Raw genomic sequence first — 25,074 nt, 5'->3', positions numbered from 1 at the left:
CCTGTTTGCAGTATGCTGGGCGCCTCTTCAATCAGAGGCAGGGATCCACGGTTTCCCTGTCCAGTAGTCGTTTAAGGAGACGAGCATGCAACCACAGAAAGAGCTGATCACCGAGACGGCCCTGCTTGAGATGGCCAACAAGATCATCAAAGAGCATGAAGACTTCATCCACGGTATGCGCGCCGATTCGGTGGAGCAGAAGGGGGATATTCTGGTGTTCAAGGGGGAGTATTTCCTGGCCGAAGATGGCACCCCGACCGGCAAGACCATGGCGGTCTTCAACATGTTCAAGCTGCTGGCCCAGCAGCTCTCCGGCAAGTACAAGCTGGCCTGATCTCGCCAGCTCATTGCCAACAGGATGCCGCCCTCAGGCGGCATCTGTTTTTGCGCGGTTTTGCCCCTCGACCACCACGCAGTTGCGTCCCGCCATCTTGGCCTGATAGAGACACTCGTCGGCACGGTTGATCAGAATATCGATGGTGTCATCGGAACGAGCCATGGCAATCCCGATACTCACCGTCACTTCCAGCAATTCGTCCGAGGTGGGACTCTTCACAAGCCGCGCCTCGACAGCAATGCGCAGCCGCTCGGCCATTTTACTCGCCAGCGCCGGATCGGCGCAGTTGTGCATCAGGATGGCAAACTCTTCGCCGCCATAACGCCCCAGCACCATGTCAGGCTCCAGCTGCTCCCCCAAGGTGGTAGCCACCTCCTTGAGCACCGCATCCCCCGCCAGATGGCCGTAGATATCGTTGATCCGCTTGAAGCGATCGAGATCCAGCAGCATCACCGCGAAGGGCTTCTTCTTGAGTTGCAGCCGGATTCTGGCCTGCTCCAGCTGCTTCATCAGCAGGCGGCGGTTCATCATGCCGGTCAGCTCATCGGTGGTCGATTCCCGATAGAGCCGCAGCAGCATGTTGAGTTGACCGCACTGCACCCAGCAACTGGCCATGGTAAACATGCCGAGCACCCACACCTGATTCAGGGTGGCCTGACTCCAGATGCTCTGACCCACCAGCAGCCAGTGACCCAGCAGCATGGTCACCAGCACCACACCTGCCAGTTGCAAGCCGAGGGAGAGGGGGATGGGGAAGATGGCAAACAGGGTGATCAGCAGATAGGGAAAGGCCGCATAGCCCGCCTGCAACTCCTGTCCGGCGCCAAAGCTGTTCAGGCAAAAGAGGGAGAAGAGCATCATTACGGCCATCAGGTAGCCAAGGGCCAGCTTCATCCGTTCCCGCTTGAAGTGGATGAGGTACGAGAGCGGAATAAGTGGCGAGAGCGCCAGGGTGCAGAAGATCCTGGCCTGGAACAGCTGCTCGAAATGAACGGCGGGCAAGGTCAACCAATCCACCACGGCCCAGGCGGGCAATCCGAGCATCAGCAAGCAGGTCAGCAGGCGCAAACGCACCGTCATAAAGCCCATGCGAGTATGAGTAAAGTCTTCGGAGTGAACCCTCGCACTCCAGAACTCTGACAACTTGAGCATCCAGAGTCTCCACGATGAATACTGAGGGCTCATTCTACACCTACAAAGTGGTAAAATTGTCATTAGCGGGGAGAATAAAAAGGAGAGGTCGGTCACACAAACCGACAGATGATAATCGCAGCGCGCAAACGTTTCAACCCATCAAAAAATAAACCTTTTTTTGCATAATTAGCGCTGGTCAGCCTCATTTCAATCACTACAATAGCGCCCAATTTTCTCCCCCTCCCCACACAATTCGAGGTACTTATGGAACAGGCTGCTGTCACACGCGCCAATCGAGAGGCACATCCACCCAGGCGAGCCCATAGCGAACTGGTCTATGGCATAGAGGATGTCCCGCCTCTGCCCCAGACGCTGTTCGCCGCCCTGCAGCATATGCTCGCCATGTTTGTCGCCATCATTACCCCGCCCCTGATTATCGCCAATGCCCTCGGCCTCCCTGCCGCCGACACCCGTTATATCGTCTCCATGTCGCTGGTCATGTCCGGCATCGCCTCCTTCATTCAAACCCGCCGCTTCGGCCCCATCGGTTCCGGCCTGCTCTCGGTACAGGGCACCAGCTTCAACTTCCTCGGCCCCATCATCGCCTCCGGTCTCGCCCTCAAACAGGCCGCTATGCCCACCGAGGATCTGTTGGGCACATTGTTCGGCACCATGATGGTTGCCGCACTCACTATCGTGGTGATGAGCCGCTTCCTCCATCTGGTGAAACGGATCATCACCCCGCTGGTCACCGGCATAGTGGTGCTGCTGATCGGCCTGACCCTGATCAAAGTGGGCCTGATCAGCATGGGCGGCGGCTATGCAGCCCTCTCTGATGGCAGCTTCGCCAGTCACACCAACCTCTTCCTCTCCCTGCTGGTGCTCGGCCTTATCGTGTTGCTGCAACGCAGTCGCAACCCCTGGTTGCGCCTCTCCGCCATCATGATCGCCATGCTGGCGGGCTATGCCGTGGCCCTGCTGTTGGGCAAAGTGAGCACCCCCACCTTCGACGGCCCGCTGGTGATGGTGCCCATTCCGCTCCACTACGGTCTCGGCTTTGACTGGCAGCTGTTCGTGCCGCTCGCCATCATCTTCGTGGTGACGGCGCTCGAAGCGATCGGCGACATGACCGCCACCTCGGATATCTCCGGCGAGCCACTGGAAGGGCCTGTCTATATGGAGCGGATCAAAGGCGGCGTGCTGGCTGATGGTGCCAACTCCATGCTGGCTGCGGTTTTCTCCACCTTCCCCATGTCCACCTTCGCCCAGAATAACGGCGTTATTCAGCTGACCGGGGTGGCCAGCCGCCATGTCGGGCTCTTTATCGCCGCCATGCTGGCGCTGCTTGGCCTGTTCCCGGCGGTCGCCAGCCTGGTACAGCAGATCCCCGAGCCCGTGCTGGGCGGTGCCACCATCGTCATGTTCGGCACCATCGCCGCCGCTGGCGTGCGCATCATTGCGCGCGAGGAGCTGGATCGCCGCGCCCTGATGATCCTTGCGGTGTCGCTGGCCATGGGGCTGGGAGTCGCCCAGGTGCCGGAAGTGCTGCAACACCTGCCGGAGCTGGCCAAGAGCGTGCTCTCCTACGGCGTCGCCACCGGTGGCATTACCGCCATCGTGCTCAACCTGCTGCTGCCCAAGCGCGAAGCGCGCCACTCCTGAAACACAGCCTACCGATAGCAAACAGCCCCGCACTTGCGGGGCTTTACCTTGCCAGTCGCCACGGGTAGTGTGCTGAGCAGCCTTTTTTGAGGATGCCGCCATGCCCTATCGCCTGCTCTCCCCCCTTCCCGATACCGCTTCACCCGCACAGATACTGGCGCAAGAGCAGCGCTGGCTGCGCGACTGTGCCCATGACGGCCAGCCCCGCGCTCACCTGTGGCAGGCGCCCCAATGTCTGATTGTCACCCGCAAGGATACCCGCCTCCCCCGTTACGAAGCCGCCTGCCAGCAACTTGCAGCTGAAGGCTGGCCAGTGCATGTGCGCGACAGCGGCGGCACCGCCGTGCCCCACGGGGCGGGGATCCTCAACCTATCCCTGCTGCTGCCCCGCACCACCACAGATCTCGCCCACTACTACCGGCTGCTGGGGGCGCCACTGCTGACCCTGTTGGCGGAGTACGGCCTGGAGGGAAGCTATGACTTCGTGCCCGGCTCCTTTTGCGATGGTCAGTACAATCTGGTGATCGGGGGACGCAAGATCACCGGTACCGCCCAGCGCTGGCTGGCGCCGGGGCAGGATCACCAGGGCGCCGTGCTGGCACAAGCCATGCTGCTGGTGGCGGGTGATGTGGATGAGGGAACCAGGATGGCGAGCCGCTTCTACGAGCTGGCGGGCGGCGAGCTGCGCTTTATGACGGGAACCTCCACCACGCTGGCAAGCTGCATCGATTGGCACGGTAGCGATCAGGCACTGGTAGAGAAAGTGCGAGCACGTCTGGATAGCCTGTTGAGCGAGGGGATATCCCCCTCATCCTGACCTTATCCCGAAGGGAGAGGGAAAGTACCCATCCATAGACACAGCGCACAAAAAAGCCACGACCGGAGTCGTGGCTTGTTCTTTTCAAGGGGAGCGTGAAACGGGCCGAGGCGCTCAGGCCGTCTGCGGCTCCGGTTCAGCTTCGCTATCCAGATCCCGGCTAAAGTAGGCGCGGGTCTCGGCGATCACCACATGGCGCAGGCCAATCAGGCCGATGAGGTTGGGCACCGCCATCAGGCCGTTAACGATATCGGCCAGCAGCCAAATCATGTCCAGATGGAGGAAAGCACCGCTCGCAACCAGCGCCAGATAGACCAGACGATAGGGCTTGATTGCCTTCACCCCGAACAGGTACTCGGTGCAGCGCTCGCCGTAGTAGTTCCAGCCAAGGATGGTGGTAAAGGCGAAGAACAGCAGGCCAATGCTCACCAGATACTGGCCGACATGGGCATCCAGCCCCTGGGCAAAGGCCAGACTGGTCATGGCGGCGCCGCTTGCATCGCCGCTCCACACCCCAGTGACCACCAGAGTCAGGCCGGTCATGGTGCAGATGATGATGGTGTCGATGAAGGTACCTGTCATGGAGACCAGCCCCTGCTCCACACACGAATCGGTCTTGGCTGCCGCCGCCGCGATGGGTGCAGAGCCCAGACCTGACTCGTTGGAAAAGACCCCGCGCGCCACCCCGGACTGAATGGCCAGCATGATGCTGGCACCGACGAAGCCGCCGGTCGCCGCATGGCCGGTGAAGGCACTCTCGATAACCAGCATGACGGCATCGGGCAGGGCGCTGGCGTTGTTCACCAACACGCCCAGACAGGCGACGATGTAGAAGATGGCCATGAAGGGCACCACCTTGCTCGATACGCTGGATATCGACTTGATCCCCCCCAGAGTCACCAGCGCCACGATCAGGGTCAGCACCACGGCGGTCGCTTCACGGGGCACCGAGAAGGAGAGGCTCATGGCGTCGGAGATGGCATTGACCTGCGGGAAGGTACCGATCCCGAAGAAAGCCACGCCGATGCCGAACAGGGCAAACAGCTTGGCCAGCGGCTTGGAGCCGAGCCCCTTCTCCAGATAGTACATGGGGCCACCCGCCATCTGGCCGTTGGCATCCTGCTCGCGGTATTTGACCGCCAGCAGGCACTCGGCATACTTGGTAGCCATGCCGAACAGTGCCGCCATCCACATCCAGAACAGGGCACCGGGGCCGCCGAGCTTGATGGCGGTAGCCACCCCGACGATGTTACCGGTGCCAATGGTGGCAGAGAGAGCGGTGCACAAGGCGCCGAAGCTGGAGACATCTCCCTGCTTGCCCTGCCCCTGATCGCGGCCAAAGACCAGCCGCAGAGCGAGCGGCAAGCGCACCACCTGAAGCAGACCCAGACGCAGGGTGAGATAGATACCGGTCCCGACCAGCAGGATCAGCAGGGGCGGCCCCCAGATAAAGCTATCGATGGCGGTTAACGCCGATTGAATTGATGACATGCATCCTCCTTAAGAAACAGAAATTAAGGAGGAGAAGGATGATCTTCCCATAGGTGTCGCGATCGGCCAGAGGCGATCGGATGCGGGCCAAGCCCAGGTACAACCATCCCATCCCCTCTGTCCTTTTGCCTGAGAGTTTCCGGCGCCAGCCTGCCCTTGCGGGTAGTCATGGTGCCTTGCTCCTTCGGCGCCCGATTTAACGGGTCTCTCCAGAGTATCGTCCAGTAGCAGTCCACACCGGTTGCCCGGTACCTGAAAGATTCACTTCTTCGGTGGATGGTTGCCCATCACTCTCCTGCTACCTTCATCCGAACTAGTTTGGATTAGGAAGTCGGCATGTTAATCCAAAAAATGTGAGCTGTCTCGCACTTGGCCGCCCCCATTTATATTTTTTTAGTGACCGCCAGAACCGCAGCAAGAATGTTAAATGTTAGTTAACTATCAACAAGTTAGGCGCTCACGGATCAAATGTGGCCCAAACGGGAAAAATGGCGGATAGAGAACAGTGATCCCTCTCGTTTCGCCAAGAAAATCTTGCCGACATATCCAATCAAAATGCTTGCACACAGAATCAATAAGCCGATAATCCGCTGCATAACCAAGCACTTTGCCATCAATTTATGCACTGTGTTCGGTTGGTCCCACCGGACCGCTCGCCTGACCCGGCCGTCGCCGGTTCAATCGCATATGGCTTGGGCATATCACGCCCCCTAAGGATGACCAAAAGAGAATGAACGAGACCCTGGTAGCACAAGATTACCGTCAGCTGGTTGAACAATTCGGCTCCCCCCTGCTGCTGCTCGACAAGGCAGCCGTCCGCAAACAGTATCGGGCCCTGGCCGCCGCCCTGCCCGATGTACGATTGCACTATGCACTCAAACCCCTGCCCCATGAGGCGGTGGTCTCTGTCTTGAAGGAAGAGGGGGCCTGTTTCGATCTGGCCACCAATGGCGAAGTAGATCTGGTGCGCAGTCAGGGGGTTCGCCCGGGACGTTGCATTCATACCCATCCCATCAAGCGCGACAGCGATATCCGTTACGCGCTGGAGTTCGGCTGCACCGTGTTTGTCTATGATAACCCGCTGGAGCTGGAAAAGTTCATTCCCTACAAGGACGAAGTGAAACTGCTGCTGCGGGTCAGCTTCCCGAACCCCGAGACCAAGGTCGATCTCTCCAAGAAGTTCGGCTGCACTCCGGAGCAGGCGCTGCCGCTGCTGCAACTGGCCCACGCCAAGGGGATCAAGGTGATGGGACTGTCGTTCCACGTCGGCTCGCAAGTGCCTCATGCCCGTCGCCATGTGCAGGCCATCGACGCCTGCCGCGAGATCATGGAGCAGGCCTGGGCGCTCGGGCTCAAGCCCTGGGTGCTGGATATCGGCGGCGGCTTCCCGGTGGATTATGAGGGGGGCGAGTTCGATATCGACGGCTTCTGCGCGCCGATCCGCGAAGCGCTGGCCAAGTTGCCCGCTACCGTGCAGAAGATTGCCGAACCGGGCCGCTTTATCAGCGCGCCGGCCATGACTTCGGTATCCAGCGTGATGGGCAAGGCCCACCGCGGCGACAAGATCTGGTACTACCTGGATGACGGTCTCTACGGCAGCTACAACGGCCAGCTCTATGACCATGTTACCTATCCGGTGAGCACGCCTTATGCCTGTGGCGAGCAGCACAACTCGGTGCTCTCCGGCCCCACCTGCGACAGCGTGGATGTGATCCGCGATGGCATCATGCTGCCGGATCTGGCTATCGGCGAGTTGGTGGTTGGCAAGGTGATGGGCGCCTACACCTGGGCCTCCGCCTCCACCTTCAACTTCTTCCCCAAGGCCAGCATCCTCATTCTGGACAGCAGCCAGAAGGGGCAGAAGCTGGTGGCAGTAGCCTGAGCACACCGCTCGCTCGCCAACAGGTTCACTGGGCAAAAACAAGAGGGGGAAGCTTGAGCTTCCCCCTCTCTTATTTCACCAACCCCTATCAGATAAACTGACTGGTCAGCAGCCAGCCGGTGTAGGCGACGAAGCAGGTGAGCAGCACGCCTCCCTCCAACCGGTTGATACGGCCTTGTCCCTTGCGGCCCAGACACATCACCAGCAGCAGCAGGGTCAACCCCATCATGATGCTCCAGTCACGGGTGAGCACCTCCGGCGCCACATCGAGCGGGTGGATGCCCGCCGCGATCCCCACCACCGCCAGGGTGTTGAACAGGTTGGAGCCGAGCACGTTGCCAAGGGCCAGATCATGCTCGTTCTTGCGAATGGCGATCAGCGACGAGGCCAGCTCCGGCAGGGAGGTTCCCACCGCGACTATGGTGAGACCAATCACCAGATCGCTGATACCGAGCGCCTGAGCGATGGTCACCGCCCCCCAGACCAGCAGACGGGAAGCACCGATCAGCAGCACCAGCCCGACCACCAGCCAGAAGATGGCACTCTTGAGGGACATCCCCTCGCTCTCGATATCCTCGGCGGTCTCGGTATCCAGCGCATCTCCCTTGCCATTCATGCCAGCCCAGATGGACCAGCCCATCAGGGCAACGAAGACGGCCCCCAGAATGACCGCATCCATCCGCCCCAGATGACCATCGATCAGCAGGGCGCCGGAGAGCAGGGTAATGCCGAGCAGGATCGGGATCTCCTTGCGCACAACCTGAGAGGCCACCGCGATAGGACTGATCAGTGCCGTCAGACCCAGGATCAGCGCGATATTGGTGATGTTGGAGCCATAGGCGTTGCCGAGCGCCAACCCGGGATTGCCCTGGGACGCCGCCAGTGCCGAGACCACCATCTCGGGGGCCGAAGTGCCGAAACCGATGATCACCATGCCGATCAGCAGCGGCGGCATCCCCGCATAACGGGCGGTGGCGGCAGCGCCATCGACAAACTTGTCTGCACTCCAGACCAGCAGCGCCAGTCCGGCAATCAGGGCAACAAAAGCCAGGGTCATAGGATCTTCATCTCTTGTTATCTGCAACGAAGCGCCAGCCCAAACGGGCAGGCACCATGGGAAAGTGGCGCCAGTGTAGCTGTGCCACCTCCCATTTCAAGGGGAAATCAAACCGTGATTAACATTTCACAGTGCAGCCAGCAGGCTCGCGGCATCGGAGACCTCAAACTTGCCCGGCGCCTCCAAAAACAGCTGCTCTACAACACCATCGTTGGCGATCAACGCAAAGCGCTGGGCGCGGATGCCGCCAAAGGCGCCGGTATCCTTGGCCAGGCCCAGCGCCCGGGTCCAGCTGCCATCGCCATCCGCCAGCATGGTGATCGCCTCGGCATTCTGGGCCGTCTGCCAGGCCCGCATCACGAAAGCATCGTTGACCGAGAGGCAACAGATGGCATCCACCCCTTTGGCCATAAACTGCTCGGCCAGCACCACATAACCGGGCAGATGAGCATTGGAGCAGGTGGGAGTAAAGGCGCCGGGTACCGCAAACAGCACCACTTTTTTACCGGCGAACAGCGTCTGGCTATCCCGCAGCTGCTTGCCCTCGGCGGTGATAAAGGTAAATTCGCCCGCAGGCAGGGGGTGTCCTACAGCAATCATGATTTCTCGTCCTGAGTCGTGATGGGAAGTCGCCAGTTTATCCCAGAGTGACGATGCCGCCTAACAGCGGCTCTGATCCTGACCATGGATAGCGGCAGGCATTTTCCCCTTGGGCAGACTACTCTTGAGCTGGTTTCACGGCGCCAGGAGGCCCCATGCAACACTATTACGATGGTCTGGAAATTCGTCCCCCCGCCATGCGCGAACAGCAGCAACTGGACCAGCTCAATCATCAGCTTACCCATGTCAGTCAATATTGCGCCGGTTACTCCAGCGCCTATCGCCAGTGCCGCCTCGAGGATCTGGCAGAGCTGGCCACCCTGCCACTGCTCGACAGCAAAGAGCTCTTTGCCGCTCAGCAAGCTCATCCCCCCTTTGCCGGTCTCACCGGCCGTCCGGCCAGTCAGGCGCTGCGGGTATTCTCCTGTCCGGGCCAGCTGGCCATCCCCGAATATGCCGGGGCAGACTGGTGGGGCGCCGCCCGGGCGCTGTTTGCCGCCGGCTTCAAGGCGGGGGAAGTGATGCTCAACGGCCACGACTATCATGCTGGCCCCACCGCCTTTATTTTCGATAACGGCGCCCGCCAGCTGGGCGCCCCCGTGGTGCCCTGCGGCCCCCACGATACCCAGCGCCAGCTGGAGGCACTGCTGCGCTATCAACCCACCGGTTATGTCGGCCCGCTGGTGACCCTGCTCGACCTGCTGGAAGCGGCCGAGGCAGCAGAGATCCCGAGCGACTCGCTGCGCCACGCCCTATTGTGCGAAGCAACCCATCCCGAAACGGCACCACTGCGCGCCATTCACGGCATTGCGGCCCTCAACTGTCTGGTGTGGCAGGATGTAGGGGTGGTGGCCTACGAGAGTCAGCCCGGTCAGGGCTTTATCGTCAATGAGAGCTGCATCGTCGAGATCATCGATCCCGCCAGCGGCAATCCCGTGAGCGGCGACGAGACCGGCCAGCTGGTGGTAACCCGACTCGATCTGGAGTATCCATTGCTGCGCCTCGCCACCGACTGGCAAGGGCACTGGCTCGCCAAGCCGAGCGCTTGCGGGCGCACCAACCGACGCCTCAAGCTGGTGTAGCAGACCAACTAAATGCACAAAGGCAGACGGGCAGCCATCAGGCTGCCCGTCTTGTCTCTGGAGAAGAGAATATATGAAGTTGGTCAGCGCCTTGCCTGCCAGATGGCAATGGCAAGCAGGGAGTCGGGGGTAAATTCGCTGGCGCGCTCGGCAATCTCGGCCAGGCTCATCCAGTGCACCGCGCTCACCTCTTCGGCCTGCAACTGCAGCGGCCCCTGATAACGGCAACTGAAGAGGCCACCCCAGACCCGATAGCCCTCCCCTTCCGCATAAAAGCTGCCAAAGCCCTGCAGTGGAACATCCATAATCCCCAGCTCTTCGGCCAGCTCGCGCCGGGCGGAGCGCTCCATCTCCTCACCGGTGGTGACCACGCCACCGGCGCAAGCATCCAGCATGCCGGGGCAGAAATCCTTGCTGAGGGTGCGTCGCTGCACCAGGATCCGATCCGCGTCGTCGAGCACCAGAATATAGCTGGCACGATGGCAGAGATTCTCTCGCCGCACCTTGGCTCGCTCGGCCACGCCAATCACCCGGTTATCCTCGTCCACCACATCAACCCATTCCACGCACAGGCCCTTTTATTTGTTCCATTCAAGCCCGCAGTATATCGGTGCGGTGGTTTGCCATGGCACAACTTTTTCGATGATGCCGTCAATTTGCCGAACTCACTGGCAAAATAAGGATTCATGCAAATCTTGATAAACCGTCATATCAGTGTCATCGACCGACACCATAGTGTGCCCTGTCCAGGCAATCAGGGAACCGTGTGATGAAGGTATTCAAGCAGTTATCCCCACGGCAGATCGCTCGCTACATCAAGAGCTTTCATCGAGGCTATTTTGCCATCGAGTCGCTGGGGACATTTGAATTCAACGCGGGCAGGATCAGCCTCCATGGCCTGACCTGCCGCCAGCGGCTAAGACTGGCTCGCCAGATCAATCTGGCTGTCAGACAACTTGGTCACCGCGACCCCTTGCCGGACATGTGAGTCAAAGGGTCTTGCCCTACTGTCTGTTGTGCATCCATGCTTTGCCCGCCGGCTACTGGCCGCGCGGGCCGTTTTCGATATCGGTAATGATGCCGTTGCGCACCGTCACAAAGCGCATGAACTCGTTCTTGCCGAAGTTGTAGGTCCAGCGTTCACCATATTTGACCTGCACCATGTTGCCAAACTGGTTCTCCTCGTTGCGATTGAGCTCTTCGCGCAACATCGGCTCACCGCACTTGAGCAGCATCTCGGCGGTGGTGTCTCCCTCGGTGATCAGGGCGTTCTTGCAGCGCATGGCATCAGCACTGGCCGGAATGCTCAGCAGCAACAGAGCAAGCCCCGCTACTTTCTTCATCTTCTTGCTCATCGGGTTTTCCTTATCCTCTCTAATGAGTCGCAGTATGCCTGTTCCCGTTTCTGAAAAAACCAGTAAAAAGCGCAAAAGAGCCGCCCTTTTCTCCTTTCCAGCCCGCTGGTCGCGACAAATGCTGTCTATCACATAACCCAAAAACAAACGGCGACCCGAGGGTCGCCGTTTGCATCAAGCCAGCAGGATCACAGGATGTCCAGCAGCTCGACTTCAAATACCAGTGCAGAGTAAGGCGGGATGGAGCCCGCGCCACGGGCACCGTAGGCCAGATCGTGGGGGATGTAGAGCTTCCACTTGGAACCAACCGGCATCAGCTGCAGCGCTTCAACCCAGCCAGCAATCACGCCGGTCACCGGGAATTCAGCCGGCTGGCCGCGAGCGACGGAGCTGTCGAATACGCCACCGTGGGTGAAGGTACCGTGGTAGTGCACACGCACGGACTGACCGGCTACCGGAACGGCACCGTTGCCTTCTACCAGCACTTCGTACTGCAGACCGGAGTCGGTCACCTTCACTTCAGCGCGCTTGGCGTTATCAGCCAGGAAGGCTTCGCCGTCAGCAGCGGCGGCCTTGGCGGCGGCTTCCTGCTCTTCTTGCATACGCGCAGTGATCACCTGGAAGGCATCATTGATATCGTCACGGCTGACCGCGAACTCCAGACCATTCAGGGCATCTGCCAGACCTTGTTGCAGGGCCGGGATATCCAGACCGGCGAAGGCTTGCTGCGCCAGCTGATCACCCATGTTGCGGCCGATGCCATAGCTGGCCTTCTGTTCGATAGAGTCGTATTGGGACATTGAGATGTTGCTCCAGATCCATGTAGTAAAGAGGCGGGATAATATCAGACTTTTGGCCGGGGTGCTGCCGGGGGCGCCCCTGATTTCCCCGTCAGTGGGAGGAACTTCACACAAGATGCGGATGAACGCCGCCCAACGGCGGCGATCTGCTTAACCGCGATCCAGCAAGGCTCTGACCGCGGCCACCTTCGAACCATCGGTGATATTGACCCGGCCATCATCCGAGGTGCCCATATTGACGCCATGGGGCACCATGCCGCCGCGCCAGCCCATGCCGGACATATGCACTTCGCTCACCCCGGTGAACTCGATGATGGTACGCACGTTGTCGGCATTGACCCCGGCCCCCGGCATCAGGCTGGCACGTCCCGCCAGCGCTTGTTGCATCTCCTGCAGGGTTTCCAGCCCCGCCAACGCGGTCGGCGCATGGCCCGAGCTTAAAATGCGCTCGCAACCGGCAGCGACTATGGTCTCCAGATCGAGACGCCAGTCAGAGGAGAGGTCGATGGCGCGATGAAAGGTGACCCCCAACGGGCCTGCTGCATCCACCAGCTGTTTGAGCTTGGCGGCAGGCACCCGCCCCTCCTCATCCAGCAAACCGACCACCACCCCTTGCAGCCCCGCAGCGCGGGCCGCCGCGATATCTTGCAGCATCATCTCGAACTCGCCGTCGTTGAAACAAAAATCCCCGGCGCGCGGGCGGATCATGGCATAAACCGGCACTGTGGCGTGGCGGGATGCCAGCTGCATAAAACCGTAGGAGGGGGTCAGGCCACCCAGACCCAGCGCAGAGCAGAGCTCGATGCGATCCGCCCCGGATTGCTGGGCGGTGAAGAGGGATTCCAGGTTGTCGATACAGATTTCAAGACGGGTCATGAGGACTCCTTTTTCGGGGAGATCAGACCCCACATCTGATCTCATAGATTGAGCAAGGCTGCGCCGCGTACACCGCCGGCGCCGCCGAAGCGGGCCTGACGGATCTCGGGCAGGGCGACCCCGGGCAGCAAGTGACCGGGCAGACGCAGCGGCAGCTGTTCATAGAGGGCGGGCAGGCCGCTCAGGCCGCCCCCCAACACCACCACTTCGGGATCAATCACCGAAATGGCGGTGGCAAGCCCGGCGGCCATGATCTCCAGCCAGCAGTCGACCGTCTCGACCGCATGGGGTTCATGGGCCTCGAAGCGTCCCACAATCTGGTGACCCGTGGCGCGCTGGCCATGGAAATGGTGATAGAGACGCTCCAGACCGGTGCCGGAGGCATAGGTTTCAAAACAGACCAGACGGCCGCAGCCGCAACGGGGACGGGGCAACTCGGGGTACTTCATCAGCATGGTCGCGGGCAAGGGGTAGTGACCAATCTCGCCAGCCAGCCAGTTGCGCCCCTGAATAAGCTTGCCCGCCAGATAAACAGCGCCGCCGATGCCGGTACCGATGGTGACACCAAGCGCACTGCCAGCGCCGTCGGCGGCACCCTGATGCACTTCGGACCAGAGGAAGCAGTTGGCGTCGTTATCCACCTTGACCGGCCGCTCCAGCAGTTCGGCCAGATCGGCGCCCAGATGGCGACCATTGATGGAGGGCAGATTGGCCGCCACAATGCTGTGATCCTGGCTGTTGATGACACCGGGGAAACCGATGCCGACCGAGCCCCGTGCGCCGAAGCGGGCATCCGCCTGCTCGACCTGGGAGCGGATCAACTGCTGCAACCCCTCGTAATCGTTGCCCGGGGTGCTCATGCGCTCCTCGTGGCAGAGGTTCAATGCACCGTCATAGACCGCAAAGGCGATCTTGGTGCCACCGATATCAAAGCCGTAATACATGCCAGCACTCCCTTGTCAGCCCGTGTTTATCCAACTCTGTCTAGGGGGACATTGTATTAATTCGCAAAAAAAATAAAGTGACCGAAGGCGAAAAACGGGAGAGTGATCAGAGCAAACGGCTCATTTGTCGCTGCAGGCAGGGCTGCCCGAGGCTTATCAGGGTGCGCTCCTCACCATCAAAGACGAAGCCGCGGCGCAGGTAGAACCCCTCGCCGATGTGGTTGCCATCGAGCAGCCACAATTTGACGCTATGACAACCGGCGCGGCGCATCTGCATCGCCACCGCCTGCCACAACCGTTTGCCATAGCCTTGTCGCCAGTGGTCGGGATGGAGGTAAAAAGCGCGGATCAGGGCATGGCTCTGCCCCGCTTCCTGTTGTGGTTGCCAGTAGAGCAGGCCAATCACCACCTCATCGAGACAAAGCAGCATGGGCCTTGGGCCCGGCTCGGCCAGACGGCTCTGCCAGATCTGCAGATGGGCGGTGACGTCCAGCTGCTCCAGCAGGTCAGCACCGAGCACCTGGCCATAGGCAGCGAGCCAGCTGGCTCGCTGCATCACCGTCATGGCGGCGGCATCATCGCTGCGCGCCATGCGCAGGCTTATGCCTTGCATTGGGGCACCAGACCATTGGCGCGGGCCTGCTCATAGAGCGGCAGCACTTGCGCCTGTTGCGCCTGCAACTCGGCGATCCGGTTCTCGTTGCTCGGGTGGGTGGAGAGCAGTTGCGGCGGCGTGTTGCCACCGGCGGCGGCACTCATGTTTTGCCACAGGGGGATTGCCTCGGCCGGATTGAACCCGGCGCGCGCCATCAGCTCAAGCCCCAGCCGATCCGCTTCGCTCTCCTGAGTACGGCCATAGGGCAACATCACCCCCACCTCGACCCCGAGGCCAAGGGCGGCCATGGTGGCGCCGCGATACTCGCTGGTGCCCATGGCAATGTCCGCAGCCGCCAGACCGATCCCCGCCAGCTGGCTGCGCGAGAGTCGTTCGTTGGAGTGTTGGGCCAATACGTGAGTCAGCTCGTGGCCGATGACGGTCGCCAGCTGATCCTGATTCTTGGCCACCTTGAGCAGGCCGCTGTAGACCCCGATCTTGCCGCCGGGCAGGGCGAAGGCGTTGACCTGTTTGGAGTCAAACACCACCACTTCCCAGTTGGTGATGCCATAGCTGGCCGGCACCTGGGCGGTCACCGCCTTGGCGACACAGGAGACATAGGCGTTGAGTTTGGCATCCTTGCTCACCTTCTCCTGCTTCTTCATTTGCTCGAAGGAGTCGGCGCCCAGCTGGTTCATCTGCTGGGGAGAGTAGAGCAGCATCTGGCTGCGGCCAGTCGGCGACTGGGCGCAGGCGACCAGCAGGGAACTACAGAGGGCTACCAGGCCAAACTTGGTGAGGGACGCAATCATGAAGGGATCCTTTGCCATAACGTTGCCCTATTCTCGGAAATGCCGCCCTGCTAAGCAAGGGAGCCAGCCCCCGGCTGGCGGAAAAATATCCATCCAGCGCTATTAACAAAACTGACAGTCGCCAAAAACAAAACGAGCCCGCTTGGGGCTCGTTTTATCAGGGCATGCTGACTGCAGCCAGTTACATGATACCCAGCTTTTTCAGGTCAGCCTGTACCACCTTGGCCGGCACCGGCACGTAGCCATCTTTGGCAACGATGTTCTGGCCTGCTTTGGAGAGCATCATCTTGACGAACTCTTGCTCCATCGGGGAGAGCGGCTTGTTCGGATGCTTGTTCACGTAAACGTACAGGAAGCGTGACAGCGGATACTTGCCGGTGATGGCGTTATCGGAGGTCGCTTCGATGAAGGTCTTGCCATCTTTGGAGAGCGGTACTGCACGCACGCCGGAGGTGACATAACCGATACCGGAGTAGCCGATGCCGTTCAGGGAGGCAGAGACAGACTGCACCACGGAGGCAGAACCCGGCTGCTCGTTCACGCCGCTCTTGAAGTCGCCGTTACACAGGGCGTGCTCCTTGAAGTAACCGTAGGTACCGGATACGGAGTTGCGACCGAACAGTTGCAGATCCTTGCTGGACCAGTTGCCGTCCAGACCCAGATCAGACCACTTGGTGGCAGCCTTGGCTTCGCCGCACTTCAGGGTGCTGGAGAAGATGGCGTCTATCTGCGGCATGGTCAGCCCCTTGATGGGGTTGTCCTTGTTGACGAACACCGCCAGGGCATCGACTGCAACGCGGATGGCAGTTGGCTTGTAGCCGTAACGCTTCTCGAATGCTTCCTCTTCACCGGCCTTCATGGCACGGCTCATCGGACCGAACTGGGCAACACCTTCGGTCAGGGCAGTCGGCGCGGTAGAAGAACCGGCGGCCTGGATCTGCACGTTGACGTTGGGGTACAAACGCTTAAATTCTTCGGCCCACAAGGTCATCATGTTGGCCAGGGTGTCAGAGCCGACAGAGGACAGGTTGCCCGAAATGCCGCTGGTCGGTGTGTAATCCGGCAGGTCTTTATCCACACCGGCAGCCAGGGCGCTGACAGAAAACAGGGTTGCTGCGGTGAATCCGATTACACCAGCCAGTTTGTTGAGTTTCATCCAATCTCTCCAAAGTTACAGAAGGTCCGTTCTTAAGACGGCGCCAGTATCTGACCTGGCAGTGACAAATTTATGGATTTAATGTGACACTTTAATGACATGGCGGCAGATTTGAACAAATGAAAAGAGGGCCCGTTCAAAGGCCCTCTTTTTGCAGCTAACTCATTGCCATAAAAGACTATTTAATCACCACCATGCGGCTCGGGATAAGAAAGCTGAAGCGGCTGCCAAGGCCGACCCGGCTCTCGATATCGAGCTGGCAGTCGTGATGACTGAGGGCATGCTTGACGATGGCAAGGCCCAAGCCTGAGCCACCGGTGTGGCGCGAGCGTGCCTTGTCGACCCGATAGAACCGCTCGGTCAGCCGCGCCAGATGCTCGGGAGCAATCCCCTCCCCTTCATCGCTCACGGCAAACAGCGCCATCGCCCCCTGCTTGCGCCACTCCACGGTAATTTTTCGCCCCGCCGGGGTGTAGTGGATGGCGTTATAGACCAGGTTGGAGACAGCACTGCGCAGCTGCTCCTGATCCCCGCGCACCAACAGATTCGGCTGCACCACAAATTCGATCTGGTGGGCCCGTTCGCCCGAGAGCGCCCGCGCCTCCTGCTCCAGCAGCCCCAGCATGGCAGGCATGTCCACCAGGTGGGAGAGATCCACGGTCGGGGCCGCCTCGATACGGGAGAGGGTGAGCAGCTGATTGACCAGATTATCCATCCGGATAGTCTGCTCCATCATCACCCGATGCGCCTTGGCCCACATGGCGGGCGGGGGCGGCTCCTCGGTCATCTCCAGATAGCCTTTGAGCACGGTCAGCGGGGTGCGCAGCTCGTGAGAGACGTTGGAGACGAAGTGCTTGCGGGTCTTCTCGAGACTGCGCAAGCGGGTGACATCCCGTACCACCAGCATCGCCTGATCCGAGGCGTAGGGCATGATGCGAAACTCGAGAAACTTCTCCTCGTTGACCGGGGAGTGCATCTCGAGGGGCTCGTCATATGCCCCCTTGCCCAGATAGGCGTTAAAGGCCGGATTGCGAATGAGGTTACCGATGTGCTGGCCGGCATCCTCCGGCCAGCGAAAACCGAGCAGTTGCTCCGCCAGCCGGTTGCACCAGAGGATGCTGCCATCGGTGCGAAATACCACAGCGGCATCGGGCAGCGCCTCGGCCCCCTCCCGGAAGCGGCGGATCAGCCCCGCCAGCTCGCGGCGACGGGCGCGGTGACGCTGCTGCAGCTTGTAGATACCGTTAAAGATGTACTCCCAGCTGCCATTGCCGCTGGGGGGCACCAGGCTGCGGTCGTGCCACAGCCAGTCAGAGAGCCGCTTCTGGAAGCGATAGTGCCAGCCCAGATGCAACACGGCCGCCACCAACAGGCAGAGGGCAAGATGATCAATCAACCAGCCAACCAATGCGAAAGGGGCGTAAAAAAACGCCATTCGCCACAACTGTCGCCGCCAGGCGTAAGGTTGCAACATAACTGCCTCTAGAGACGGGTTGAGAAGCGGTATCCGGCTCCACGCACCGTCTGGATCAATCTGTCGTGCCCTGTCTCTTCAATCGCCTTGCGCAGGCGACGAATATGCACATCCACGGTTCTGTCCTCGACGTACACATTGGTACCCCAGACATTGTTGAGCAGCTGTTCACGGCTGTAGACCCGCTCGGGGTGAGTCATGAAGAAGTGAAGCAGCTTGAATTCGGTCGGCCCCATGTCGAGCGCCTTCTCTTCGGCACTGACCCGGTGGGAGACAGGATCGAGTTTCAGCCCCTGTACCTCGATCACCTCATCCACCGAGGTGGGCGACACGCGGCGCATCACCGCATGGAGGCGAGCGGTCAGCTCCTTGGGCGAGAACGGCTTGGTGATGTAGTCGTCGGCTCCGGCCTCCAGACCACGCACCTTGTCCTCCTCTTCACCGCGAGCGGTGAGCATCACCACCGGGATCTGGCGCGTCACCTCATCCTGCTTGAGCTGCTTGATAAACTGGATGCCACTGCCGCCCGGCATCATCCAGTCGAGCACGATGAGTTCGGGGTAGGGTTCGCGCACCTTCGCCAGTCCATCGGCGTAATCTTCCGCTTCAATCGTCTCATATCCCTTCTGCTCCAACACGAAGCAGAGCATTTCGCGGATCGGTGCTTCGTCCTCGACCACCAGAATTCGCTTAGCCATTCCCTTCTCTCTCCTCTGTGAAGATGGGTGCGCCAATTATTAGAATTTTCTGTGACACTTTTATGACTTTATGACAGGCGGGATGATAAACGTTTTCAGATTCAGTTGGCAGCAGTACGTTGCAACAAGTCCCACCGGTTGCCGCTGATATCCTCAAACACCACCACAGTGCCATATGGTTCATCGCGAGGCTGTTCACAAAAATGAACACCGTACGCCTGCATGCGCTGGTAATCCCCCCAGAAATCAGTGGTCTCGAGAAACAGAAATACCCGGCCACCGTCCTGCTGGCCGATGGCGGCCTGCTGCTGCGCATTGGCCGCTTGTGCCAGCAGCAGTGCAGAACCGGAGGCGCCTTTGGGGGCAACCCGCACCCAGCGCTTGCCCGGTTTGCCCGGCTCGTCGAGCCGGGTGTCTTCCAGGAGCACAAAGCCAAGTCCCTCGGTAAAAAAGCGAATGGCCCGATCGTAATCAGCCACCAGCAGGGTCAGCGCCCCTATGTGTTGTGTCATAACTGCTTGCTCATGTTGAAAGCGATATTGGAATAAAGCACACGGCATCTCGACGCATCGCAGTCAGTGGCTCGCAACCCGGTTGCGACCCTGCGTCTTGGCCTGATAGAGCGCATCGTCGGCACGTTTGAGCACCTGCTCTGGCGACTCACCCGCACGCTCAGCCACCCCGAACGAGGCGGTCACCCGCAATCCGGACGGCCAATGGATATCAGCCTCCAGGGTAGCGCGCAACCTCTCGGCCAGCGCACAGGCCCGCAGCTCATCGTAGTGAAGGCAGACCAGCACGAACTCCTCACCGCCCCAGCGCACCAGATGGCAGAGCGCATCACAATGGCGCAGGATCTCGCTGACCAGATGCTTGAGCACCTCATCACCCACCGGGTGACCGTGGATGTCGTTGATCTGTTTGAAGTGGTCAACGTCGATATAGATGAAGGAAAACGACAGATCAGCGATATCGGCCAGCAGTCGCTCACCACCAAGCCGGTTGAAAGCACCGGTCAGTGGATCATAACAGGCCTCCTCACGGGTGCGGCGATTCTCTTCGCTCAGGGTACGGTTCAGCACCTCCACCTCAAGCTTGGCCTGATGGGCATGCAACAAACGCTGCTTCATGGCTAGGTGGTTAACCAGAAAGACTGCACAGCCATAGATAAACCAGACAAACAGGATCAACCGGTAGAAAAGGGTAGGCTCAAGCCAGTTGCCGTGAAACTGCAGCTCCTCGATCACCACGCCATACTCACCCGGCGACATATATGACCCCGCAGCAATCTCGATGGCGTAGACCCGGCTCAGATCAGGCCCCTGTAACTGTAACGGCACCTTGTAGCGCTTGATCCACCAGGTTGCCGGGGTAAACACATCGAGAGGCACCTCGTGGTCCTTGCCGTAATCGGCAGGACGAAAGATGATTTCGTTGAATTTGGATTGCAACGGGTCATCCATCTTGTCGAAAAGCGGATTGTAGTTGCGCAGGTAGAAACGCCAATCCTGCTCCTTGCCACCCGTCACGCTCAAGCGGATATGGAGAGTATTAAATCGGGCAAGATTGATACCCTTTTCGCGCGCGGTCAGGGTGAGAACCAGACCACAGCTGGGATAGCTGTCGGGGCTCGCGGTCAGTACACACTCCACGCCGGGATTACCATCGGCCGAGGGACGGTAACTCACCGCTCCCGGTGCAGCATCCTCCGCCTTCAACACGCTTACCGAGAGCGGCCACTCCTTGATATCAAGCACCCGTTCGGGACCAAACTCGAACAGCAGGATGGAGCAGCCAGTCAGCGCCAGCAAATACCAGAACAGCAACTCGGCAAAACGGGAACTGGAAGCGATCATGCTGACCCCATCGCGTAAATAGGAATACCCGTGCAACTGGAACAGGCGGTGGCACCGGATAGCACGCGATAACAAGCCACTATGATAACCCCGTGAATCACAAAAAACATGCCACTTATCAAGGAGTTCACTGCTCTCTGTCACGTTTTTAAAGCGCAGTGCCAACCCGCATTGCCGACTGCTGGCGATAACGCTGGGGGGAGCAGCCCAGCTCCCGGTTGAACATGGCGATAAAGGCCGAGGTGGAACCGTAACCGAGCCGCCAGCTGATCTCCTGAATGGGCATGTCGCCCTTAAGCCAGGCCAGCGCCTTGAGCAGCCGCAACCGTGCCCGCCACTGACCGAAACTCATCCCCAGCTCCCGCAGGCAACGCCGCGCCAGGGTGCGCTCTGTGGTGTGCAGTTGTCCGGCCCACTGGGCCAGAGTACGGGGATCGGCAGGATCGCTGTGCAACGCCGCCAGCATGAGAGCCAACAGCTTGTCCTGACTCATCGGCAGGTAGCTCTCCTGACAGCGGGTGCGCGCCAGTCGCTCCACCAGTAGCTCGGCTTGGCGCTGATCCCACTCATCCGCCATATGGCTTACCCGCCGTTCGCAAAAGTCGCTCAGCAGGGCGCGAATAAGCGGGGTGAGCAGCAGCAATCTGGGCTCTGGCGGCAGCTTGGCCGCCAGCTCGTGACTGACGTAGATGGAGGTGTAGTCGAGGGTCTGTTCGTTGTAGGAGGTGTGGTCGAGATCCGCCGGTACCCAGATCAGGTAGTCGGCAGGGGCCACCAGTCGCTGATCCCCCAGCTCTATCTCCATGATCCCCAGACTGATCATGTTGAGCTGGCCCCAGGGGTGGGAGTGCAGCACGGTCGCGCTGTCGGCCAGCATCTGCTGGTAACTGAAAAAGAGCGGATTGGGAGCGGGCAGAACGACATCTACCGGCTGAAAGTGGTGAGTGGCCATCAGCGCCCCTTGTCAGCGAGAGAGAGGAGCAGGCTTGATACAACGCCCTGTTGGCTCGGTCTCCGGCACAGGCCAAAAGCAGCCATCAGTTGCGGGCAAACGCAGTCCGTGTGGGCCGGAATAAGGTGCATCAGAAAGAGTTGTCTTTTCTGCTGGGTCATCTGTCTGTTTTACGCTACTTGATAATATAAAGACAAGGGTAGACTTGGCCCCTTGTTAATAAGGAGCCTCTGATGCGAATCTTTTCCCCTCTTCTCTTTCCGCTGATGGCGGTGCTGATCTGGGCTACCAATACCGTGGTGTCCAAGGCGGCCGCCAGTGTGCTCGACCCCGCGGCTATCTCCTTCTATCGCTGGGTGATCGCCGCTCTGGCGCTGACCCCCTTCTGCCTGCCGCAGCTGTGGCGCCGCCGTAGCGAGGTTCGCCCCTGGCTCGGCAAGCTGCTGGTGCTGGCGGCGCTCGGTATGGTGCTCTACCAGTGCCTCGCTTACTACGCTGCTCACAGCACTTCGGCCACCAATATGGGGGTGATCGGCTCCCTCATTCCACTGCTCACCCTGCTGCAAGGGGCGCTCTTCTTCGGCCAGCGTCCCGGCAAACAGGCACTGCTCGGCATGAGTATCTCCCTGTTCGGGGTGCTCTGGCTGCTTGGCAAGGGCGAACCACTGGCCCTGCTCCACAACGGCATCAACCCGGGGGATGGCATGATGTTGCTGGGCTCCGCCAGCTACGCCCTTTACGGCCTCTTGATCCGCCGCTGGCAACTGCCGTTTGGCCCTTGGCTAAACCTCTACATGCAGATCTTGCTGGCGGTACTGCTGCTGGTACCGCTCGCTCTCAGTGCCGACTCGATGGCGGTGCCGGCCGAAGGGTGGGGACTGGTGCTCTTCGCCGGGCTCGCCTCCTCCCTGCTGGCGGCTTACTGCTGGATGCGCGGCCTCGCCTGCATGGGGGCAGAGCGCACCTCGGTCTTTATGAACCTGATGCCGCTCTGTACGGCGCTGATCGCTGTCGTCGGCCTGGGCGAGCCAATCCACGGCTATCACCTGCTGGGTGGCGGGCTGATCCTGGGCGGGGTGATGGCCTCCCAGCTGAAGGGGCGTGCGCCGGTAGCCGAACGGGAAGCCGCCTGAGAACATACATCGTCCGGAAACAACAAGGGAGCCCATGGCTCCCTTGTTGTTTCTGCAATATACACCAGTGCGCATCTCAACCGGCCCGGCGCCAGCGGTAGCGCCGCTCCGGCCGCCCCCGCTGACCGTAGTTGAGATCTACATCCACCCGATCTTCCGACTCCAGATACTCCAGATAGCGGCGCGCCGTGGTGCGGCTGAGGGAGAGTCGCAGCGCCACCGTGTCGGTGGAGAAGACGTTCTCCGGCTCGCCCGCCAGCAGATCCAGCACCTGACGCAGGGTGATGCTGTCGATCCCCTTGGGGGTGACGCGCATCTCCTTGACCTGAGTGCGCCCCCCCTTGCCCAGCAGCTTGTCGAGATCTTCCTGCTCCAGCCGACCCCGCTCGCAGAGGCGACTGTGCAGTTGCAGGATCTCGTCCAGACTCTGCTGGATGCGAAACAGCCGCAATGGTTTGATGACGTAGTCATGAACACCCAGGTTGAGGGCCTGCTGGATGGTCTCCACATCCCGCGAGGCGGTCACCATGATGACATAGGCTTCGCGGTTGTGGCTGCGCAGGCGGCTCACCCACTCAAGGCCGGAGCCATCGGGCAGGGAGACATCCACCAGCAGCAGTTGGGGCACCACACCGGCCATCATGGCATCGGCCTGGGCCAGGGTGCCGGCCCGCCCCAGCAGGGAGAAACCGGGTGTCGCCGCCACCAGTTCTGACAAGATGGCACCGATCCGATCGTCATCTTCAATAACAAGCGTGATTATTGGGTCCATGGCTCACATTAATTTGTTTTTATTCAAGTAGATACCAAACAGGGTGGTCTGCTCGACAGTTCGGCGCCATTCTATCACACCCTCGTGCCGACCCACGGTCTCCTTGACCAGGAACAGACCCACCCCGTGATCGCCGCTCTGGCGACTCACTCCGTAATCGAACAGGTGATCGGCCAGCTCCTCGTCGACCCCCTCGCCGCTATCCTCCACCTCGATCACCAGTCGCCGCCCCACATCGCACAGGGAGAGCAGCACCCTGGGCGGCCGCTGCTGGCGGTTGCGCCAGGCCGCCTGCAAGCCGTTATCCAGCAGGTTGCCAATGAGGGTAATGAGATCGGCCGAGACCGAGGCCGGATACTCCGCCAGCGCCGAATCGGGATCGAGCTCCAGGGTCACCCCGAGCTCGCGGGCCCGGCTGAACTTGCCGAGAATAAGCCCCGCCACCGGCTTGTTATCGATCAGCCGCAGCAGCTCCTGCAGCATGGTCTGGCACGCTTCGTTCTCCTGCTGGATCAGCTCCACCGCCTGATCCACATGGCCCAGCTGCAACAGGCCGGAGAGGCTGCTCAGCTTGTTGGCAAACTCGTGGCTCTGCATCCGCAGCATCTCGGCATACTGGCGCAGATGGGTCACCTGTACCCCCAGACTGGCAGCCACCTCCGGACGGCTGAAGATCAGCAGCCGCCCCGGCGCCTTGCCCTGCACCGCCTGCCAGCGACCGACAAAGGACTCTCCCTGAATGGTGAAGCTCACCTCGCCCCCCTCCTGCTCCAGACAGGGGGCAAGGGGCGGCACCAGTTCCGCCAGCGACTGCCCCTGCAGGGCGTGGCGCCCGGTGACCGGCAGCCGCAGCTGATAGCTGGCGGTACTGTTGATCATGTTGATGTTGCCGCGGCCATCGAGGGCAATCACCCCTTCGGTGATGTGTTCCAGCACCAGATCCTGCAGGGTGAAGCGGCGCACGATCGCCTCCGGCTCCAGATCGAGCAGGGTCTTACGCAGCAGGTATTGCACCCAGAGTGCCAGCAGCAGGCCGCATCCCAGCACCGCCACAATGGCGCTGATTAGCAGGGCCACCCGCTCCATATAGATGCCCTCCACCTGCTGCATCAGGTAGCCCACCACCACGGCCCCCATGACGCGCCCATCCCCTCCCACCACCGGGGAAAAGCAGCGGATCGCTGGCCCCATGGTGCCCCGATCCTTGGAGCAGTAGCTGCGCCGCTCCTGCAGCGCGGGCCAAATATCCTCGCCGCGGAACTTCTGACCCACCAGATCGGGGTTGGGGTGGCTGAGGCGGCGACCATGCTCGTCGGTCACCACCATATAGGTGGCGTCGGTGCGGTTGCAGACCGCCTCCACATAGTCGCGCAGGGTAGGATCACTGCCCTGACGCAGGGCCTCGACCACCCGGGTGTCCGCCGCCATGACCCGTGCTAGATCGCTCCCCTTATCCTGCAGGTTGCTCTCCAGCAGATGACGGATAAAGAGGGCCAGCAGGCTGCCCAGAATGAGGATCAGCAGCAGGGAGAGCCCGAGAGAGAGGGTGACCAACTGGTGGCGAAGTTTCATGCACATACCTTAAAACG

General features: G+C 60.5%; 26 protein-coding genes and 1 riboswitch. Of the genes, 7 read left to right on the top strand and 19 right to left on the bottom strand.

Annotated features, from left to right (window positions below):
* Positions 1–85: 85 nt before the first annotated feature.
* Positions 86–334 carry a YciN family protein gene (locus tag I6L47_RS20065; RefSeq protein WP_005338382.1) on the top strand — a complete coding sequence of 83 codons (249 nt, stop codon included), beginning with the start codon at positions 86–88 and terminating at the stop codon, positions 332–334.
* A gap of 33 nt (positions 335–367) precedes the next feature.
* Here I6L47_RS20065 and I6L47_RS20060 read toward each other — a convergent pair whose 3' ends face one another.
* Positions 368–1,489 (bottom strand): GGDEF domain-containing protein, encoded by a 1,122-nt coding sequence (locus tag I6L47_RS20060; RefSeq protein ID WP_216948187.1) that lies wholly within the window; start codon positions 1,487–1,489, stop codon positions 368–370.
* Between the two features lie 246 nt (positions 1,490–1,735).
* Between I6L47_RS20060 and I6L47_RS20055 the strand changes: the two genes are divergently transcribed.
* The gene (locus I6L47_RS20055; protein WP_058056701.1) at positions 1,736–3,133 is read left to right on the top strand and encodes a nucleobase:cation symporter-2 family protein; all 1,398 of its coding nucleotides are present in this window, start codon (positions 1,736–1,738) and stop codon (positions 3,131–3,133) included.
* 100 nt (positions 3,134–3,233) lie between these two features.
* Positions 3,234–3,950 (top strand): protein ligase, encoded by a 717-nt coding sequence (locus tag I6L47_RS20050; RefSeq protein ID WP_216948186.1) that lies wholly within the window; start codon positions 3,234–3,236, stop codon positions 3,948–3,950.
* A 114-nt stretch (positions 3,951–4,064) separates the two neighbouring features.
* On the opposite strand, the gene I6L47_RS20045 is transcribed toward I6L47_RS20050, so the two are convergent.
* Positions 4,065–5,441: a sodium:alanine symporter family protein gene (locus I6L47_RS20045; protein WP_005338391.1), complete on the bottom strand. Its 1,377-nt coding sequence runs from the start codon at positions 5,439–5,441 to the stop codon at positions 4,065–4,067.
* Positions 5,442–5,548: 107 nt separating this feature from the next.
* Positions 5,549–5,664, bottom strand: a riboswitch (glycine riboswitch).
* A 507-nt stretch (positions 5,665–6,171) separates the two neighbouring features.
* On the opposite strand from I6L47_RS20045, the gene I6L47_RS20040 reads away from it, so the two are divergent.
* A complete protein-coding gene (locus I6L47_RS20040) occupies positions 6,172–7,323 on the top strand; it encodes a type III PLP-dependent enzyme (protein ID WP_216948185.1) in 1,152 nt (383 codons plus the stop codon).
* An 88-nt stretch (positions 7,324–7,411) separates the two neighbouring features.
* Here I6L47_RS20040 and I6L47_RS20035 read toward each other — a convergent pair whose 3' ends face one another.
* Together I6L47_RS20035 and I6L47_RS20030 are read right to left on the bottom strand one after the other, a co-directional pair.
* Positions 7,412–8,380 carry a calcium/sodium antiporter gene (locus I6L47_RS20035; RefSeq protein ID WP_005343920.1) on the bottom strand — a complete coding sequence of 323 codons (969 nt, stop codon included), beginning with the start codon at positions 8,378–8,380 and terminating at the stop codon, positions 7,412–7,414.
* A 126-nt stretch (positions 8,381–8,506) separates the two neighbouring features.
* Positions 8,507–8,980: a peroxiredoxin gene (locus tag I6L47_RS20030; protein WP_216948184.1), complete on the bottom strand. Its 474-nt coding sequence runs from the start codon at positions 8,978–8,980 to the stop codon at positions 8,507–8,509.
* A gap of 155 nt (positions 8,981–9,135) precedes the next feature.
* Between I6L47_RS20030 and I6L47_RS20025 the strand changes: the two genes are divergently transcribed.
* Positions 9,136–10,062, top strand: a complete 927-nt coding sequence (locus tag I6L47_RS20025) for a phenylacetate--CoA ligase family protein (protein WP_139399529.1) — start codon at positions 9,136–9,138, stop codon at positions 10,060–10,062.
* Between the two features lie 83 nt (positions 10,063–10,145).
* Here I6L47_RS20025 and yfcD read toward each other — a convergent pair whose 3' ends face one another.
* Positions 10,146–10,628: an NUDIX hydrolase YfcD gene (gene yfcD, locus I6L47_RS20020; RefSeq protein ID WP_216948183.1), complete on the bottom strand. Its 483-nt coding sequence runs from the start codon at positions 10,626–10,628 to the stop codon at positions 10,146–10,148.
* 203 nt (positions 10,629–10,831) lie between these two features.
* On the opposite strand from yfcD, the gene I6L47_RS20015 reads away from it, so the two are divergent.
* On the top strand, positions 10,832–11,050 hold the full coding sequence (locus I6L47_RS20015; RefSeq protein ID WP_005338403.1) for a DUF1107 family protein: 219 nt from the start codon (positions 10,832–10,834) through the stop codon (positions 11,048–11,050).
* A 52-nt stretch (positions 11,051–11,102) separates the two neighbouring features.
* Here the strand turns inward: I6L47_RS20015 and I6L47_RS20010 are convergent, their stop codons facing one another.
* The 12 genes from I6L47_RS20010 to I6L47_RS19955 all read right to left on the bottom strand — a co-directional run bounded on the left by I6L47_RS20010 (position 11,103) and on the right by I6L47_RS19955 (position 21,580).
* The gene (locus I6L47_RS20010) at positions 11,103–11,417 is read right to left on the bottom strand and encodes a DUF2845 domain-containing protein (protein WP_005338404.1); all 315 of its coding nucleotides are present in this window, start codon (positions 11,415–11,417) and stop codon (positions 11,103–11,105) included.
* Between the two features lie 188 nt (positions 11,418–11,605).
* The gene (locus tag I6L47_RS20005) at positions 11,606–12,217 is read right to left on the bottom strand and encodes an FKBP-type peptidyl-prolyl cis-trans isomerase (protein ID WP_005338405.1); all 612 of its coding nucleotides are present in this window, start codon (positions 12,215–12,217) and stop codon (positions 11,606–11,608) included.
* Positions 12,218–12,367: 150 nt separating this feature from the next.
* Positions 12,368–13,093: a copper homeostasis protein CutC gene (locus tag I6L47_RS20000; RefSeq protein WP_216948182.1), complete on the bottom strand. Its 726-nt coding sequence runs from the start codon at positions 13,091–13,093 to the stop codon at positions 12,368–12,370.
* A gap of 41 nt (positions 13,094–13,134) precedes the next feature.
* Positions 13,135–14,037, bottom strand: a complete 903-nt coding sequence (locus I6L47_RS19995; protein ID WP_213390069.1) for an ROK family protein — start codon at positions 14,035–14,037, stop codon at positions 13,135–13,137.
* Between the two features lie 106 nt (positions 14,038–14,143).
* The gene (locus tag I6L47_RS19990) at positions 14,144–14,650 is read right to left on the bottom strand and encodes a GNAT family N-acetyltransferase (protein ID WP_005338408.1); all 507 of its coding nucleotides are present in this window, start codon (positions 14,648–14,650) and stop codon (positions 14,144–14,146) included.
* A complete protein-coding gene (locus tag I6L47_RS19985; RefSeq protein ID WP_005358873.1) occupies positions 14,638–15,444 on the bottom strand; it encodes a M48 family metallopeptidase in 807 nt (268 codons plus the stop codon). The genes I6L47_RS19990 and I6L47_RS19985 overlap by 13 nt, the downstream gene beginning before the upstream one ends.
* Before the next feature lie 181 nt (positions 15,445–15,625).
* A complete protein-coding gene (locus I6L47_RS19980; protein ID WP_005338411.1) occupies positions 15,626–16,600 on the bottom strand; it encodes a PstS family phosphate ABC transporter substrate-binding protein in 975 nt (324 codons plus the stop codon).
* Between the two features lie 178 nt (positions 16,601–16,778).
* Positions 16,779–18,074 (bottom strand): phosphate regulon sensor histidine kinase PhoR, encoded by a 1,296-nt coding sequence (gene phoR, locus I6L47_RS19975; protein ID WP_021229135.1) that lies wholly within the window; start codon positions 18,072–18,074, stop codon positions 16,779–16,781.
* Between the two features lie 8 nt (positions 18,075–18,082).
* Positions 18,083–18,772 carry a phosphate regulon transcriptional regulator PhoB gene (gene phoB, locus I6L47_RS19970; RefSeq protein ID WP_005338414.1) on the bottom strand — a complete coding sequence of 230 codons (690 nt, stop codon included), beginning with the start codon at positions 18,770–18,772 and terminating at the stop codon, positions 18,083–18,085.
* Positions 18,773–18,873: 101 nt separating this feature from the next.
* Entirely contained in the window at positions 18,874–19,284 is a 411-nt protein-coding gene (locus I6L47_RS19965) for a VOC family protein (RefSeq protein ID WP_216948181.1), read from the bottom strand.
* Positions 19,285–19,347: 63 nt separating this feature from the next.
* Positions 19,348–20,628 (bottom strand): GGDEF domain-containing protein, encoded by a 1,281-nt coding sequence (locus I6L47_RS19960; protein WP_216948180.1) that lies wholly within the window; start codon positions 20,626–20,628, stop codon positions 19,348–19,350.
* Positions 20,629–20,776: 148 nt separating this feature from the next.
* Positions 20,777–21,580, bottom strand: a complete 804-nt coding sequence (locus I6L47_RS19955) for a helix-turn-helix transcriptional regulator (RefSeq protein WP_216948179.1) — start codon at positions 21,578–21,580, stop codon at positions 20,777–20,779.
* A gap of 233 nt (positions 21,581–21,813) precedes the next feature.
* Between I6L47_RS19955 and I6L47_RS19950 the strand changes: the two genes are divergently transcribed.
* Positions 21,814–22,713, top strand: coding sequence for a DMT family transporter (locus I6L47_RS19950; protein ID WP_042055263.1), 900 nt, complete (start codon positions 21,814–21,816; stop codon positions 22,711–22,713).
* Positions 22,714–22,789: 76 nt separating this feature from the next.
* Here I6L47_RS19950 and I6L47_RS19945 read toward each other — a convergent pair whose 3' ends face one another.
* Both I6L47_RS19945 and I6L47_RS19940 read right to left on the bottom strand, forming a co-directional pair.
* Complete coding sequence (locus I6L47_RS19945) at positions 22,790–23,485, bottom strand: response regulator (protein ID WP_139410036.1); 696 nt, start codon at positions 23,483–23,485, stop codon at positions 22,790–22,792.
* A gap of 3 nt (positions 23,486–23,488) precedes the next feature.
* Entirely contained in the window at positions 23,489–25,057 is a 1,569-nt protein-coding gene (locus I6L47_RS19940; RefSeq protein ID WP_216948178.1) for a sensor histidine kinase, read from the bottom strand.
* Between the last annotated feature and the right edge of the window lie 17 nt (positions 25,058–25,074).

The sequence above is a fragment of the Aeromonas sp. FDAARGOS 1417 genome, assembly GCF_019046985.1.
GTDB lineage: Bacteria > Pseudomonadota > Gammaproteobacteria > Enterobacterales > Aeromonadaceae > Aeromonas > Aeromonas veronii.
This window is presented reverse-complemented; position numbering and strand designations above follow the sequence as displayed.

Excerpts from the sequence above, each read along its gene's own strand:
- I6L47_RS20005 (WP_005338405.1), bottom strand. The coding sequence starts at position 12,217 with ATGTCCCAATACGACTCTATCGAACAGAAGGCCAGCTATGGCATCGGC.
- I6L47_RS20035 (WP_005343920.1), bottom strand. The coding sequence starts at position 8,380 with ATGACCCTGGCTTTTGTTGCCCTGATTGCCGGACTGGCGCTGCTGGTC.
- I6L47_RS19945 (WP_139410036.1), bottom strand. The coding sequence starts at position 23,485 with ATGGACCCAATAATCACGCTTGTTATTGAAGATGACGATCGGATCGGT.
- I6L47_RS20045 (WP_005338391.1), bottom strand. The coding sequence starts at position 5,441 with ATGTCATCAATTCAATCGGCGTTAACCGCCATCGATAGCTTTATCTGG.
- I6L47_RS19965 (WP_216948181.1), bottom strand. The coding sequence starts at position 19,284 with ATGACACAACACATAGGGGCGCTGACCCTGCTGGTGGCTGATTACGAT.
- I6L47_RS19960 (WP_216948180.1), bottom strand. The coding sequence starts at position 20,628 with ATGATCGCTTCCAGTTCCCGTTTTGCCGAGTTGCTGTTCTGGTATTTG.
- I6L47_RS20040 (WP_216948185.1), top strand. The coding sequence starts at position 6,172 with ATGAACGAGACCCTGGTAGCACAAGATTACCGTCAGCTGGTTGAACAA.
- I6L47_RS19990 (WP_005338408.1), bottom strand. The coding sequence starts at position 14,650 with ATGCAAGGCATAAGCCTGCGCATGGCGCGCAGCGATGATGCCGCCGCC.
- I6L47_RS20000 (WP_216948182.1), bottom strand. The coding sequence starts at position 13,093 with ATGACCCGTCTTGAAATCTGTATCGACAACCTGGAATCCCTCTTCACC.
- I6L47_RS20010 (WP_005338404.1), bottom strand. The coding sequence starts at position 11,417 with ATGAGCAAGAAGATGAAGAAAGTAGCGGGGCTTGCTCTGTTGCTGCTG.
- I6L47_RS20060 (WP_216948187.1), bottom strand. The coding sequence starts at position 1,489 with ATGCTCAAGTTGTCAGAGTTCTGGAGTGCGAGGGTTCACTCCGAAGAC.
- I6L47_RS20025 (WP_139399529.1), top strand. The coding sequence starts at position 9,136 with ATGCAACACTATTACGATGGTCTGGAAATTCGTCCCCCCGCCATGCGC.
- I6L47_RS20055 (WP_058056701.1), top strand. The coding sequence starts at position 1,736 with ATGGAACAGGCTGCTGTCACACGCGCCAATCGAGAGGCACATCCACCC.
- I6L47_RS20050 (WP_216948186.1), top strand. The coding sequence starts at position 3,234 with ATGCCCTATCGCCTGCTCTCCCCCCTTCCCGATACCGCTTCACCCGCA.
- I6L47_RS19995 (WP_213390069.1), bottom strand. The coding sequence starts at position 14,037 with ATGTATTACGGCTTTGATATCGGTGGCACCAAGATCGCCTTTGCGGTC.
- phoB (WP_005338414.1), bottom strand. The coding sequence starts at position 18,772 with ATGGCTAAGCGAATTCTGGTGGTCGAGGACGAAGCACCGATCCGCGAA.
- I6L47_RS19980 (WP_005338411.1), bottom strand. The coding sequence starts at position 16,600 with ATGAAACTCAACAAACTGGCTGGTGTAATCGGATTCACCGCAGCAACC.
- phoR (WP_021229135.1), bottom strand. The coding sequence starts at position 18,074 with ATGTTGCAACCTTACGCCTGGCGGCGACAGTTGTGGCGAATGGCGTTT.
- I6L47_RS19940 (WP_216948178.1), bottom strand. The coding sequence starts at position 25,057 with ATGAAACTTCGCCACCAGTTGGTCACCCTCTCTCTCGGGCTCTCCCTG.
- I6L47_RS19985 (WP_005358873.1), bottom strand. The coding sequence starts at position 15,444 with ATGATTGCGTCCCTCACCAAGTTTGGCCTGGTAGCCCTCTGTAGTTCC.
- I6L47_RS20015 (WP_005338403.1), top strand. The coding sequence starts at position 10,832 with ATGAAGGTATTCAAGCAGTTATCCCCACGGCAGATCGCTCGCTACATC.
- I6L47_RS19950 (WP_042055263.1), top strand. The coding sequence starts at position 21,814 with ATGCGAATCTTTTCCCCTCTTCTCTTTCCGCTGATGGCGGTGCTGATC.
- I6L47_RS19955 (WP_216948179.1), bottom strand. The coding sequence starts at position 21,580 with ATGGCCACTCACCACTTTCAGCCGGTAGATGTCGTTCTGCCCGCTCCC.
- I6L47_RS20030 (WP_216948184.1), bottom strand. The coding sequence starts at position 8,980 with ATGATTGCTGTAGGACACCCCCTGCCTGCGGGCGAATTTACCTTTATC.
- I6L47_RS20065 (WP_005338382.1), top strand. The coding sequence starts at position 86 with ATGCAACCACAGAAAGAGCTGATCACCGAGACGGCCCTGCTTGAGATG.